The sequence below is a fragment of the Flavobacterium flavigenum genome, assembly GCF_027111255.2.
Taxonomy (GTDB): domain Bacteria; phylum Bacteroidota; class Bacteroidia; order Flavobacteriales; family Flavobacteriaceae; genus Flavobacterium; species Flavobacterium flavigenum.
This window is the reverse complement of the sequence record NZ_CP114285.2, coordinates 3,460,911-3,474,800: the sequence shown is the minus strand read 5'-3', so window position 1 is coordinate 3,474,800 and position 13,890 is coordinate 3,460,911. Positions and strand designations below refer to the sequence as shown.

11 protein-coding genes are annotated in these 13,890 nt (G+C 34.8%); 5 read left to right on the top strand and 6 right to left on the bottom strand.

Going from position 1 to position 13,890, the window contains the following annotated elements:
* Positions 1-24: 24 nt before the first annotated feature.
* Together OZP09_RS14335 and OZP09_RS14330 are read left to right on the top strand one after the other, a co-directional pair.
* On the top strand, positions 25-984 hold the full coding sequence (locus OZP09_RS14335; RefSeq protein WP_281310763.1) for a geranylgeranylglycerol-phosphate geranylgeranyltransferase: 960 nt from the start codon (positions 25-27) through the stop codon (positions 982-984).
* 343 nt (positions 985-1,327) lie between these two features.
* Positions 1,328-2,236, top strand: a complete 909-nt coding sequence (locus OZP09_RS14330; protein ID WP_025571791.1) for a pseudouridine synthase — start codon at positions 1,328-1,330, stop codon at positions 2,234-2,236.
* Between the two features lie 69 nt (positions 2,237-2,305).
* Here OZP09_RS14330 and OZP09_RS14325 read toward each other — a convergent pair whose 3' ends face one another.
* Positions 2,306-3,406: a DUF4407 domain-containing protein gene (locus tag OZP09_RS14325; protein ID WP_281309565.1), complete on the bottom strand. Its 1,101-nt coding sequence runs from the start codon at positions 3,404-3,406 to the stop codon at positions 2,306-2,308.
* Between the two features lie 234 nt (positions 3,407-3,640).
* On the opposite strand from OZP09_RS14325, the gene OZP09_RS14320 reads away from it, so the two are divergent.
* Entirely contained in the window at positions 3,641-6,451 is a 2,811-nt protein-coding gene (locus tag OZP09_RS14320; RefSeq protein WP_269234421.1) for a TonB-dependent receptor, read from the top strand.
* 74 nt (positions 6,452-6,525) lie between these two features.
* On the top strand, positions 6,526-7,584 hold the full coding sequence (locus OZP09_RS14315; RefSeq protein ID WP_281309564.1) for a phytase: 1,059 nt from the start codon (positions 6,526-6,528) through the stop codon (positions 7,582-7,584).
* 128 nt (positions 7,585-7,712) lie between these two features.
* On the opposite strand, the gene pckA is transcribed toward OZP09_RS14315, so the two are convergent.
* Positions 7,713-9,317 carry a phosphoenolpyruvate carboxykinase (ATP) gene (gene pckA, locus OZP09_RS14310; RefSeq protein ID WP_269234420.1) on the bottom strand — a complete coding sequence of 535 codons (1,605 nt, stop codon included), beginning with the start codon at positions 9,315-9,317 and terminating at the stop codon, positions 7,713-7,715.
* 191 nt (positions 9,318-9,508) lie between these two features.
* Complete coding sequence (locus OZP09_RS14305; protein WP_269234419.1) at positions 9,509-9,895, bottom strand: DUF423 domain-containing protein; 387 nt, start codon at positions 9,893-9,895, stop codon at positions 9,509-9,511.
* 174 nt (positions 9,896-10,069) lie between these two features.
* Between OZP09_RS14305 and OZP09_RS14300 the strand changes: the two genes are divergently transcribed.
* Positions 10,070-11,434, top strand: coding sequence for a saccharopine dehydrogenase family protein (locus tag OZP09_RS14300; protein ID WP_281309563.1), 1,365 nt, complete (start codon positions 10,070-10,072; stop codon positions 11,432-11,434).
* A gap of 70 nt (positions 11,435-11,504) precedes the next feature.
* On the opposite strand, the gene OZP09_RS14295 is transcribed toward OZP09_RS14300, so the two are convergent.
* From OZP09_RS14295 to OZP09_RS14285, 3 genes are read right to left on the bottom strand one after another with little or no spacing between them, the layout of a single operon-like run.
* Positions 11,505-12,725, bottom strand: coding sequence for a M56 family metallopeptidase (locus OZP09_RS14295; RefSeq protein ID WP_269234418.1), 1,221 nt, complete (start codon positions 12,723-12,725; stop codon positions 11,505-11,507).
* Positions 12,722-13,093, bottom strand: coding sequence for a BlaI/MecI/CopY family transcriptional regulator (locus OZP09_RS14290; protein WP_269234417.1), 372 nt, complete (start codon positions 13,091-13,093; stop codon positions 12,722-12,724). Before OZP09_RS14290 ends, OZP09_RS14295 begins: the two co-directional genes overlap by 4 nt.
* A 22-nt stretch (positions 13,094-13,115) precedes the next feature.
* Positions 13,116-13,535 carry a toxin-antitoxin system YwqK family antitoxin gene (locus tag OZP09_RS14285; RefSeq protein ID WP_269234416.1) on the bottom strand — a complete coding sequence of 140 codons (420 nt, stop codon included), beginning with the start codon at positions 13,533-13,535 and terminating at the stop codon, positions 13,116-13,118.
* Positions 13,536-13,890: the final 355 nt, after the last annotated feature.

Genomic DNA, 13,890 nt, shown 5'->3' with positions numbered 1-13,890 from the left:
TTTTCCAAACTTTAAATCCGTATGATGTTAAGCAGGCAGCACAAACTTTTAGTAATGAAAATTGTCAGTCTGTTCTCTGTAGTAAGAGGTTATAACATTCCGATTATTGTATTGGCACAGTATTTATCTGCGATTTTTATATTAGCTCCTGAGAAAAGAGCCCTCGATATTTTACTGGATTCCTACTTGTTTCTGATTGTATTTGCTTCTGCCGTTACGATTGCTTCTGGCTATATTATTAATAATTTTTATGACAGTCAAAAAGACCTGATCAACAGACCCAACAAATCAATGCTGGATCGTCTGGTCAGTCAGAAAACAAAACTTTCAGTTTACTTTTCCCTGAACTTTATGGCTGTTCTAACTGCTTTAATCGTTTCTTGGCGAGCTTGCTTATTTTTTTCAGCTTATATTTTCCTAATCTGGTTTTATTCGCATAAAATTAAAAAGTATGCCATTATTGGAAATCTTACAGCGGCTTTTTTAGCTGTGCTGCCTTTTTTTGCCATTTTATTGTATTTTTTTTACCATCAGATTTCATTTGACGAAATAGAAAACCACAGAAGTCATTTTGCAGTAATTTCAGCACATGCAATGTTTTTATTTTTGCTACTGCTAATTCGGGAAATGATTAAAGATCTTGAAAATTTAAAAGGTGATTTAGCTAATAATTATCAGACTATTCCAATTCTTTACAGCGAAAGGGCATCAAAGCAGATTATTACAGTTTTAACCTTTATGACCATATTTCCCGTGTACATATTGATCAATGTTTATGATGTGGGCTATATGGATATCTATTTCTATGTGTGTTTTATGGCATTACTCTTTTTTCTGTTATATTTATGGAAATCAAATTCTAAAGAGCAATATTTACTGCTTCATAATGTGCTTAAATTTTTGATTGTTTCAGGCGTATTTTGTATTGTTTTGATTAATCCGAGTGTTTTGTGGCACGGGAAACAATTGATATCGAATTTTTAGTTTTTTGTTCCGCAGAGATACACTGAGATTTTTCGCAAAGGCTCACAAATCAAAGAACTTTAAAAAACTTTGTGCAGCTCTGTGCTAACTTTGAGAAGCTTTGTGCAATAACTAATCTTTAAAAAAAGCCAATTGTTTGAATCTAGCCCCGGTTGAAGTGGAAATCCTTTTATTTTTTCCTTTAAAAAATAAAAGATTGGGAACGGAAAACGGGAATCCATATTTAATAAAAAGCCGGATATGATGCTTCAAATTTATTTAATACTTAAGGCTATCAATCTAAGGACATTGAACTTAAGATTATTAGCAGGAAAAAACTATCTTTGCACAAATTACAGAATTTATGAACAACAAGGAAGGCAATAATAAAAGAGGCGGATCAAGGCCAAACAGCTCAAGATCAAACTCCAGCAAGCCGAAACCTCCTATGGCAAAGCGTGCGCAAGGGCCAAAAAAAGTGAATCCTGCTGTTAAAGCTGCGGAAGAAGAAAAAGCAGCAAAATTAAAAAAACAGAATCAGGCTCCAAAAAGACAAAAAGCTTCAGACGAAATTCGATTGAACAAATATATTTCGAATTCGGGTGTATGCTCGCGTCGAGATGCTGATATATACATTCAGTCCGGAAACGTAAAAGTAAATGGTGTTCCGGTAACTGAAATGGGTTATTTAGTAAAACTAAATGATGTTGTGAATTTTGACGGTGTTATCCTGACTCCCGAAAAGAAGGAATATATTTTACTAAATAAGCCAAAAAACTTTACTACGGCGTTAGATGAAGGTCAGGAATACCGCAATGTTCTGGAACTGGTGCGTGGTGCTACAAACGCTAAAATAGCAGCGGTAGGGAGAATGGATAAAAACACCACTGGATTATTATTGTTTACGAATGATAATGATATGATTCGTAAGTTTACTTTACCGAATCAGAAATCATCTAAAATCTATCAGGTTTCATTGGATAAAAACCTAAAATATGAGGATCTGGAAAAAATCAGCAAAGGATTGGTTTTGGATGGACACCGTGTTTTTGTAGAGGAAATAAGCTATATTGACAATGAGCCAAAAAGCGAAGTGGGCCTAAAATTGCGTACTGCGAATGTAAAAGTGGTTCGTTCAATTTTTGAGAGTTTTGAATATAATGTTTTGCGTATAGACCGTGTATCTTTTGCAGGTCTGACCAAAAAAAACTTACCAAGAGGAAACTGGCGTTTTCTGACAGATCAGGAAATCATCAATCTGAAAAACGTTTAAAAGATATTCTGAATAAATAAAAAAACCTGTTTCATTTTGCTGAAACAGGTTTTTTGCTTTTTTATATGCCTATAAAGTTGCCTTTTGTTTCTCTACAAAATTATGCGATTGCAATTCTAACAAATCAGTTGCATTTTTTCGCTGCAGATTGTACAGGTTTTTATCTTCGGCAATATCCCCATACACTTTGTCATGCATTTCAGCACTAGTTTTTATCAGTAACTCGCGTTGGTATTTATTTTGTTCCAAAGTAGCTTTCATGGCAGTCTCGGCTTCTTCTTGTTTTATATCGAATTCGCCTTTTGGAGCCAGTAATTTAGCAATTATTGGAGAGGTTTCGATTGCTAAAAACAACAGCATGATAAAAAATGACGGAAGCCATGGCAATTTATTCAAGGCATTTATTCTCGCCATTAATCCGTCAAAACCTTCAATAATTGGTTGTGTCTGTGAAACTTTTTTATCCAGATCAGCCTGAAGCTGTGTGCCTGCTTTTTCTTTTTCGGCAATTTTGGCTTCGTTAGCGGTTTTTAGGCTTTCGAATTCTTTTAAGGCAGCATCGTGCTTTTCTCTTTTTTCTTTATAAACCGGACCTTTTCCTAATCTTTTGGTTCCCGAAGTTCCTTCGGCTTCTGTAATGTAAGTAGAATACAAATCATTTACTTCTTTCTCTTTTTTCTGGATATCAGCCTTTAAAGCAGCAATGTCAGCCTTATTTTTATCTAAATCCGATTGGAAGTAATTGCCAACCTGCTTTTTATTCGCCAGTTCCATTTCATTTTTTTCCTTTAGCAAAACGGTATTGATTTCTTTTTCGAAAATTTTGATTTCGAGTGGCTTTGAAATTACGATAGCAATAATAATTGCCAGCATGATTCGGGGAGTTGCCTGCAGGAATTCATCCATAAAGCGATCTCTTTTTTTAATAGTTGAAACGATAAAACGATCCAGATTAAAAATGAGTAAACTCCAAACCAATCCAAAAGCCAGGGCTGGATAGATAGAGTCAAAAACAGTAAAAAGCGCATAAGCACTGGCTAGAAAAGCCATAACTGCAGTAAAAAAAACAGTGGCACCAATACCAACATATTTGGTTTGTTCGCCTTCTGAACAGCCTTCGAGAAGATCCCGGTCAGCTCCTGAGCACAGGATAAAAAATTGTTTTAACATGATTGATGATTTTTGATTGATTTGATATGGCAAATTTAACGCCAAAAATTTAATTGGGAGTCGAATAGCGGAATTGTTTTTAGTTGTGAATCAATTATTTGCTGTTTGAATGTTACTTAAACATTAAAAAACTTCATTTTGAACACCCAATCATAACAGTATATTAATTTTTTTTAACGGCTTTAATAACATTCAGGTTTTAGTTTCGCAACCGAAAATTAAACCAAATACAGAATGAGAAATTTTTATGTGGTAGCAATACTCTTTATATTAACCATATCAGGTTATGCTCAAAAAGCAATAATATCAGGAAAAGTATTAGATGCTGATGATAAACTTCCTTTGCCGGGAGCCATGATACAGATTGTTGGAGAAAACAAATATACTGTCTCTGACTACAATGGCCGTTTTGAATTGCTTAATATCAATGTTGGTACATATCAGGTAACGGTTAAATATATTGGATATACCTCCACTACTCAGGAAATAACAGTAGAACTGGGCAAAAACAACGTAATCGATTTTTCCCTTAAAACGACAGGAACAGAATTGAATGAGGTTGTAGTGGGTGACATCTTGAAAGGTCAGGCAAAAGCGCTGAACCAGCAAAAAAATAACAAAAATATAGGAAACATAATTTCATCAGATCAGGTAGGCCGTTTTCCGGATGCTAATGTAGGTGACGCATTAAAACGTGTTCCGGGTATCACGATGCAAAACGATCAGGGTGAAGCACGTAATATCATCATTAGAGGTTTGGCTCCTTCATTAAATTCTGTAACGTTAAACGGTGACCGAATTCCATCTGCAGAAGGTGACAACAGAAACGTTCAGATGGATTTGATACCTTCTGATATGATTTCGACTATCGAAGTAAACAAAACATTGACATCAGATATGGATGCTGATGCGATTGGAGGTTCTGTAAATCTAGTTACAAGGGCAACTCCAAATGGCGAAAGAATTTCAGCAACACTTGCAGGAGGTTATCTTCCAATTCGTGAAAAAGCGTCTTACACAGCCGGACTTGTTTATGGAAATCGCTTTTTAAATAATAAATTAGGAATGGTTGTAAGCGGATCTTATAATAATGTAGATTACGGTTCTGATAATATCGAAAACGAATGGGTAAAAGACGATTTCGGAAACCAGTATTTGCAAGCTTCAGAAATTAGAAAATACGATGTACAACGTATTCGCCGTAGCGGATCTATCGCTTTAGATTATAAATTTGATGAAAACAACAGTATTTTCGCCAATGCAATTTACAACTGGAGAGACGACAGGGAAAACCGTTTCAGAACTACTTATGATGATATTGAGCCACTTTATAACGGTGAAGAAATCATTGGTTTTGAAGGCCGTGTAAAACGTCAGACAAAAGGAGGTGCAGATAATAATCGCAATAAAAACAGAAGACTGGAAGATCAGCGAGTTCAGAATTATTCAATTCGTGGAGAACATTTAATCAGTTCAAAATTAGATTTAGACTGGTCTGCCAACTATGCAAAAGCAAGAGAATACCGTCCTGAAGAGCGTTACATCGAATACCGTCAAAAAGGTTTAGACATGTTCCAGGATTTATCTGACACAAGATTTCCTTTACTGACAACCGCTGGTGAATCTACAGATGAATTTAAATTTAACTCTGTTTCAGAAAATACTGACGAGACCAGCGAAAGCGAATTTGGAGCAAAAGTGAATATCCGTTTCCCTTTCTCTGTTATCGCAGGTGAAAAAGGAAGATTAAGAACCGGTCTTAGACTTCGTTTGAAAGAAAAAGAAAGAAACAATACTTTCTATGCTTACGAGCCAATCAATGACGGGATGGAATTATTATCTGAGGTTCCAACAAGCTATTTTGATGGAAAAAACTTTAATCCGGGAAGCAAATATGTACCGGGAACTTTTGCTTCGGCTGATTTCTTAGGCAGTTTAGATCTTAATAACGCCAGTTTATTTGATAAAGAAGCAGATCCGGCTGAATATTTGGCTGTTAATTATAACGCTAAAGAAAGAATTACTGCTGCTTATGTAAGATGGGATCAGGATTTTAATGATAAACTTTCAATGGTTTTGGGTTTCCGTGTTGAAAACACACACATTGATTATACAGGAAATCGTGTTTTAGATGAAGAAGAACTAGAAAGTAAAATCAATACCACAAACTCTTATACTAATTTATTGCCAAGTATATCATTCCAATACAACGCTACAAAAGATTTAGTTTTAAGAGCTGCTGCCACTACAGCTTTAGCGAGGCCAAATTATTATGCACTGGCACCTTATGTAAACAATATTGCGGCTGATAAAGAAATTACGGCTGGTAATCCGGATCTTGATGTAACCTATTCATATAATTATGATTTCATGGCTGAAAATTATTTCAAATCGGTTGGTTTGATTTCAGGAGGTGTTTTCTACAAAAAATTACATGATTTCATTTATAACTACAGTGATAATCAATACACAGATGCCAAATTTGCTGCAGATTTCCCAAATCAGGTAAATCCAATTCCTGCAGGCGAAAACTGGTCATTTTTACAATCAAGAAACGGTGATACTGTTGATGTTTATGGTTTTGAAGTAGCTTTTCAGCGTAAGTTAGACTTTTTGCCTGGTGCTTTCCTAAAAGGTTTCGGTATTTATGTAAATTATACTTATACTAAATCTGAAGCAAAAGGAATTGCTGATGAAGATGGAAATGAAAGAAAAAACATCAGTCTTCCTGGAACTGCTCCACACATGTTCAATGGATCATTATCGTGGGAGAACAAACGTTTCTCGGCGAGAATTTCTACGAACTTTACATCCGATTATTTAGATGAATTAGGTTCAGAATCTTACAAAGACAGTTTTTATGACAAACAGTTTTTCTTAGATGCGAATGCTTCCTATAAAATTACGCCTAAACTTCGCTTTTTTGCAGAAGCTAACAACTTAACAAATCAGCCGTTGCGTTACTATCAGGGAATTGAATCGAATACAAAACAAGCTGAATACTATCAGGCTCGTTACAATTTCGGATTGAAATTAGACTTATAAAAACCTGTTTTTTAAAATTCTTAAATTAGACAGAGTTTAACGGCTCTGTCTAATTGCATAAAATACATGATAAAATGAAGAATAAATCTATAATTGCCTTTTTACTTTTAGCCCTTTCATTTACGGCTTGTAAAAATGATAAACTGGCTCCTGTTGCACCAAATGCGGTAAAACCAACAGCTGTTACAGAAGCTTTGCCTCACGATACTGATGATCCTTCGATCTGGATTAACCCAACTGATGCTACAAAAAGCATTATTGTAGGAACTGATAAAGATACAGACGGTGGTTTGTATGCTTTTGATTTAAACGGAAAAATCCTCAAAAAATCAATCCCTTTAAAACGCCCAAACAATGTTGATATCGCTTACGGATTGGTTGTTGATGGAAAAAAAATTGATATCGCAGTAACTACAGAACGAGAAAGCAACAAAATCAGAATCTTCAGTCTGCCTGACTTAGAACCAATTGACAACGGAGGTATTTCAGTTTTTGAAGGAGAAGCACAACGCGATCCAATGGGAATTTCTTTATACACACGCCCAACAGACGGTAAAATATTTGCTATTGTGGGAAGAAAATCAGGTCCTTCAGGAAGTTATTTATGGCAGTACGAACTTTTTGGAAACGGAAAATTTGCTACAGCAAAATTGGTTCGCAAATTTGGAACTTACAGCGGTAAAAAAGAAATCGAAGCCCTTGCTGTTGATAATGAATTAGGCTCAGTTTACTATTGTGACGAGCAGGCAGGAATCAGAAAATACAAAGCAGATCCTGCTTTAAACGATAATAAAGAATTAGCATTCTTTGGGCAAAAAGATTTCAAAGCCGATCATGAAGGAATTGCGATTTACAAAAAAACAGATTCTACGGGATATATCTTAGTTTCAAACCAGCAGGCGAATACTTTTATGGTTTATCCAAGAGAAGGGGTTAACGGAAATCCAAATACCTATAAATTACTGGCAGAAGTTCCAACTTCAACAATCGAATGCGATGGTGCCGATGTAACCAGTGTAAATTTAGGCTCAAAATACAAAAACGGACTTTTCGTAGCCATGAGCAACGGAATGACATTTCATTATTATGCCTGGGACTTGATACAGAAACGTATTGATGAATCCAAAAAATAAATTTCAGTGTTTACTGTGTTTTCAGTCGCAGCGTCAGTGTTAAGTGTTTATTTTTAGCTGCGATTGGAGACCAAACAAAAAAGCTGTTCGTTATGAACAGCTTTTTTAGTTTGAATCAATAATTCCTTTTATTCTGTAATCGGTGCGCCTGCTAAGATTTCAGCATTCGCAAATTCTTCAAATTTGGCAAAATTAGCTTTGAATTTCTGAGCTAATTCTAATGCCTTTTTATCATATAACGCAGGATCTTCCCATGTATTTCTCGGATTTAAAATTTCACTTGGAACATTCGGGCAGGATTGTGGTTTGGCGATTCCAAATACTTTATGGTTTATGTACTCGACATTATCCAGTTCTCCGTTTAGAGCTGCCGTAATCATAGCACGTGTGTATTTTAACTTCATACGGGTTCCGGTTCCGTAAGCTCCTCCAGTCCATCCGGTATTGATTAACCATACTTTTACATCAGCATCTTTCATTTTTTTGCTTAACATTTCAGCATATTTCGTTGGATGTAAAGGCATAAATGGTGCTCCAAAACAAGCTGAAAAGTTTGGCTGAGGTTCTGTTACACCGGCTTCTGTTCCGGCTACTTTTGCAGTATAGCCTGAGATAAAATGATAAGCCGCCTGACCTGGAGTCAGTTTTGAGATTGGAGGCAGGATTCCGAAAGAATCAGCCGTTAAGAAAAATATATTTTTAGGATTGTGACCAATAGAACCCGGCTGAATATTATCGATATGTGTTATTGGATAACTCACGCGTGTATTTTGCGTAATTGAAACATTATCATAGTCAACTTCATTAGTGCCTGCTTTGAAAACCACGTTTTCCAAAAGCGCTCCTTTTTTGATCGCCCTGAAAATATCCGGCTCATTTTCTTCAGATAAGTTGATTACTTTGGCATAACAGCCGCCTTCAAAATTAAAAACAGTGTTTTCACTTGTCCATCCATGTTCATCATCTCCGATTAATTTACGTTCCGGATCTGCTGATAAGGTAGTTTTTCCGGTTCCCGATAATCCGAAGAAAATTGCAGTATCTCCAGCTTCCCCCACATTGGCACTGCAGTGCATTGGCAATGTATTTTCGAAGACTGGTAAAATGAAATTCAAAGCTGAGAAAATTCCTTTTTTCATTTCTCCAGTGTAGCCTGTTCCTCCAATAAGTGCTACTTTTTTAGTAAAATCCAAAATAGCAAAATTAGACTGCCGTGTACCATCAACAGCAGGATCTGCCATAAAACCTGGTGCACAGATTACAGTCCACTCAGGAGTGAAATTTGGCAGTTCAGATTCTTCGGGACGTAGAAACATATTGTAGCAAAACAAATTAGACCAGGCAGTTTCTGTAACAACCCGAACATTTAATCTGTAATTGGCATCAGAGCAAACATATGAATCGCGTACAAAAACTTCTTTATCTGATAAAAATTGTGTTACCTTATTATATAGTTTTTCGAAAGCATCCGGTGAAAACGGAATATTTACATTTCCCCACCAAACTTTATCTTCTGTTATACTGTCTTTTACAATAAAACGGTCTTGTGGAGAACGTCCGGTAAATTCACCTGTATTAATCGCCAATGCTCCTGTAGAGCTTTCAATACCCTGTCCCGCCTCTATTGTTAAAGCATGTAACTCTTCTGGAGATAACTGATAGTGAACATTTGCGTTTTTGATTCCTAAATTATTTAGCGAAATCGATTTCGTGGAAAGTGTATTCGTCTCCATAAATTTTTAATTGTTGTAGTTATATTGTTTATTCTTAAATATCAACTTTAAGATATAAATAACTCAAGTGTGTGTTACATTATTTGTCATTAAGTATTTAAAAAACAAAATATTCACACAGATCAAGTTATGTGTTATATATACAACAAAATTAATCATTATAATTCAGATAGAATTTTTTTAATCCAATTTTATGATTTTTTCCTAAAAAAAGTAACTAAAAGGACTAACCAGGCGAAGATTAATAGGAATCCGCCAATTGGAGTTACGAATCCTATAATTTTGAAGTCAATAGTGGTAGCGTTTTTTGTAGTCAGTAAAAAAATCGAACCTGAGAATAAAAGTACACCCGCCAGAACTAAATTATAAATCACTCTTAGTGTCTTTAAAGTCAATTCTGTACGTGACGCCACAAAAAATAAAAAGAAAGCATGATACATTTGATAGCGAACACCGGTTTCAAAACTGGTCAATTGCTCCTGAGTCAAGATCGCCTTTAAGGCATGTGCACCAAAAGCGCCCAAAATAATGGCCAACATTCCGAATATAGCAGCTGTAATAATTATTTTTCTTTCCATTTTATGTATTTTTAATATCACAAAAATAGGCTTAATTGATCCAAACAAAAAACATTTCAAATACACTTTTCAAAAAAATCTGATTTACTTTGTTTCAAATCTTTTAAAAATTTCACTGCTCATCAATTGTTATTTTTGTAACAATTTACTATGTTTGTGTTATATATGTAAATAATGAGGCATGTTTTAATCATTGGAGCCGGAAGATCCGCATCATCTTTGATACGGTATTTACTTTCAAAATCTGAAAGCGAAAACCTGCATATTATTGTGGCTGATTTATCTTTGGCCCTGGCCGAAAAAAAAATAAACAACCACCCCAATGCCACCCCAATTGCCCTGAATATTTTTGATGTTGAAGAAAGGAAAGCTGCCATAGAAAAAGCTTCAATCGTTATTTCGATGCTTCCTGCATATTTGCACATTGAAATTGCAAAAGACTGTCTGCAATATAAAAAACATCTCGTTACCGCTTCCTATATCAGCGATGCCATGATGGAACTTGACGAAGAAGTCCGAAAAAACAATTTGATTTTCATGAATGAAATAGGCCTCGATCCCGGAATAGATCATATGAGTGCCATGAAAGTTATTGACGAAATCAGAGCAAAAGGTGGTAAAATGTTGCTTTTCGAATCGTTTTGTGGAGGTCTCGTAGCTCCGGAGTCAGATAACAATTTGTGGAATTACAAATTTACCTGGGCACCGCGAAATGTAGTATTGGCCGGTCAGGGTGGTGCAGCAAAATTTATTCAGGAAGGTACTTATAAATACATTCCATACGGAACTTTATTTCGCAGGACAGAGTTTCTTGAGGTAGAAGGCTATGGTAAATTTGAGGCCTATTCTAACCGTGATTCGCTTAAATATCGTTCTATTTATGGTTTGGATGAGATTCTGACTTTATACAGAGGAACAATCAGAAGAGTGGGTTTTTCGAAAGCCTGGAACATGTTTGTGCAATTAGGCATGACCGACGACAGTTACATCATGGAAGATTCCGAAAATATGAGTTACCGTCAATTTACCAATTCGTTTTTACCTTACCACCCAACGGATTCGGTTGAAATAAAAATGCGCCTAATTTTAAAAATCGATCAGGACGATATAATGTGGGACAAACTTTTGGAACTGGATTTATTTAACCCCAATAAAAAAGTGAACCTGCCTAATGCAACTCCGGCACAGATTTTAGAAAAAATACTTACCGACAGCTGGACACTACAGCCCGATGATAAAGATATGATTGTAATGTACCATAAATTTGGCTATGAACTCAACGGTGACAAAAGACAAATCGACTCAAAAATGGTTTGCATTGGCGACGATCAGACGTATACTGCAATGGCAAAAACTGTGGGACTTCCGGTGGCTATTGCGACCTTGTTGATTTTGAACGGAAAAATTACAACTCCCGGTGTGCAGCTCCCAATCAATAGAGAAGTGTATTTCCCTATTTTAGAAGAATTAGAAAGTTACGGAGTTGTTTTCTATGAACAAAGCATGCCGTATTTTGGATACAATCCGGACTTGTTTTAAACGGATTTATTTTTAGTTTTTGAATTTTTTTAGTATCCGCTTCTGGTAAAAAAGAAGCGGATTTTTTAAATTAATTTGCTGATTGAATAGTTATGGGGAGGCTATATAAAATCCTAACCGGTTTTCCATTTATATTTCCCGAAGTCCATTTTGGGGACAGTTTCAATACTCGAATTGCTTCATTTCCCAGTCCATAACCTAAATCTTTTAAAACTTTGATTTCAGATAAAGAGCCTTCTTTTTCCACTACAAATTGAAGATAAAGTTTCCCATTAACTTTGTTTTTATCAGCCTCTGGTGGCATTTTAAAATTTTCTCCTATAAATTTATAAAACGCCTCTTTTCCGCCGGGAAATTCGGGCTGTGTTTCAATTGGGTCAACAGGAATTGTTTGACTGTCATCATTTAATTTTTCCTTATTTTCTTGAGCAGTACTTTTATGACTAAATACAAATAATAGTAAACCTGAAAATGCAACTACAGCAAATGCTTTTAGAGCCGATTTGATTTTGGATTCTTTTTTGGTCATCATAACAAAACGTTTTTGGGTTATTAAATAATTGATAGTACTCGCCAAATTAATACTGGTTTTATCTGAAGCTATTTCAAGTAATAAATTCTGATACTTTGAAATTGAATTGTATCGAATATTAACTGCTTCATCTGCCAGAAATTCATGATTAAGTTTAATCGCTTTTTTGTATAAAACAAGGATTGGATTAAACCAAAACACAATTTGTAAAATTTCTATAAACAGAATATCCAAAGTATGTTTTTGCTGCAAGTGCGCTTTTTCATGCGCTATTAATTCTGATGGGATTTTGTTGTTTTCGAATGCTGATTTATTAATGAAAATTCTATCCCAAAACGAGTGTGGCAAAATACTTTCTTCTATTAAAATGATTTTCTCTCCGTTTATAAATTGTGTTTCATTTGCTTTAATTTTTTTACATAATGAATACAGATTCAATACGAAACGAATAATTAAAACCGAAACTACAAGAGAGTAAATTCCAAAAATAACATTAGGTAAGTTTAGATAATCAACTAATGATTTTAAACTTTCATTGCTTTTTTGAATCACTAATTCATCTAAACTAAAATATCCTATTTCATTATTAGCATCAGATTGTAATGAAATGATTTGTAGTGGAACTAAAAAGCTAAATGCTAAACTTAGAAGCAGGTAAGCACGATTAAAACGAAACATCTTTTCGTTTTCCAGCAATAAATTATAGGCTGCATAAAAAAGAAAAAGCAGTAATCCGGATTTTAAAAGATAGCTTATCATTTTTTCTTCTTTTGAATTTCTGAATCGATTATTTTTTTGAGTTCTTCCAGTTCCGAAGCTGATAAATTGGTTTCGGTGGTAAAGAAAGAAGCGAATTGTGAAGCCGAATTATTAAAGAAATTGCTAATCAGACCTTTTACATGTTTGGAGAAATAATCTGTTTTTTTAACCAATGGATAATATTCCCTTGAATTTCCGAATTCTTTGTAAGCAACAAATTTCTTGTCAATCATACGTTTTAAAAGCGTTGCAACTGTTGTGGTTGCCGGTTTTGGCTCTGGGTACGCTTCGAGCAGCTCTTTCATGAAGGCTTTTTCAAGTTTCCAGAGATGCTCCATTAATTGTTCTTCTGAGTTTGATAATTGCATGTTTTTCGAGGTTCTAAGTTTTTTATTCCATGTTTTGTTCTGAAACTAAATTTCCTTTATCATATTTTCTGATATCGGTTAATTTTCCTTTATCCGAATAGAATTTCCATTTTCCAAAGTAAAACCAATGTGTTTCGACTGAATCAATTTCAACGCTGGTTTTTCCTTTTGATTGCAGTTTTCCGTTTGGGTGATAATATTTTACAGTACAAATTCCATTTTTGTATTTTTCTGTTTTATAAATTTTTCCGTCAATGTACGATTTCCATTTTTTTACTGGTTGTCCCTGTTTGTAATATTCAACCGATTTGTATTTGTTACCATCGTCGTACAATTCTACCCATTTACCTTCTTTTTTCTTATCTATTGTCTGATTGGTTACTGCCGTTTTACAGCCAATTAAGGAAATCAGAATTATTATGAAACATACTTTTTTACTCATTCTGATTCTACAATTATAGATTTAACTCTACAAATGTAGAACAAAATTTTAAATGTGGAATTATTATTACAATTATTTTCATCTAACTGTAAAATAATTAGTTATGAAATCAAAATTTTCTAATTTACACGAGAATGCGTTAGGGATAGAGGCGGTATCTCCCGATTTAGAAAAACAAGGCTTTTTCAGCCGTAGTTTTTGTTAATCGGGAATTTAGCCGAAAGCCCGACCGCAGGGAACGCCCAAATGCAATAACAATTATCAATTTCAATGGCAAAAATCAATTTCAAATCTTAAATTTTAAACAAAAAAAATCCGCTCATTGCTGAACGGATTTAGAATTTATAATGAAAAA

Excerpts from the sequence above, each read along its gene's own strand:
- OZP09_RS14335 (WP_281310763.1), top strand. The coding sequence starts at position 25 with ATGTTAAGCAGGCAGCACAAACTTTTAGTAATGAAAATTGTCAGTCTG.
- OZP09_RS14330 (WP_025571791.1), top strand. The coding sequence starts at position 1,328 with ATGAACAACAAGGAAGGCAATAATAAAAGAGGCGGATCAAGGCCAAAC.
- OZP09_RS14325 (WP_281309565.1), bottom strand. The coding sequence starts at position 3,406 with ATGTTAAAACAATTTTTTATCCTGTGCTCAGGAGCTGACCGGGATCTT.
- OZP09_RS14320 (WP_269234421.1), top strand. The coding sequence starts at position 3,641 with ATGAGAAATTTTTATGTGGTAGCAATACTCTTTATATTAACCATATCA.
- OZP09_RS14315 (WP_281309564.1), top strand. The coding sequence starts at position 6,526 with ATGAAGAATAAATCTATAATTGCCTTTTTACTTTTAGCCCTTTCATTT.
- pckA (WP_269234420.1), bottom strand. The coding sequence starts at position 9,317 with ATGGAGACGAATACACTTTCCACGAAATCGATTTCGCTAAATAATTTA.
- OZP09_RS14305 (WP_269234419.1), bottom strand. The coding sequence starts at position 9,895 with ATGGAAAGAAAAATAATTATTACAGCTGCTATATTCGGAATGTTGGCC.
- OZP09_RS14300 (WP_281309563.1), top strand. The coding sequence starts at position 10,070 with ATGAGGCATGTTTTAATCATTGGAGCCGGAAGATCCGCATCATCTTTG.
- OZP09_RS14295 (WP_269234418.1), bottom strand. The coding sequence starts at position 12,725 with ATGATAAGCTATCTTTTAAAATCCGGATTACTGCTTTTTCTTTTTTAT.
- OZP09_RS14290 (WP_269234417.1), bottom strand. The coding sequence starts at position 13,093 with ATGCAATTATCAAACTCAGAAGAACAATTAATGGAGCATCTCTGGAAA.
- OZP09_RS14285 (WP_269234416.1), bottom strand. The coding sequence starts at position 13,535 with ATGAGTAAAAAAGTATGTTTCATAATAATTCTGATTTCCTTAATTGGC.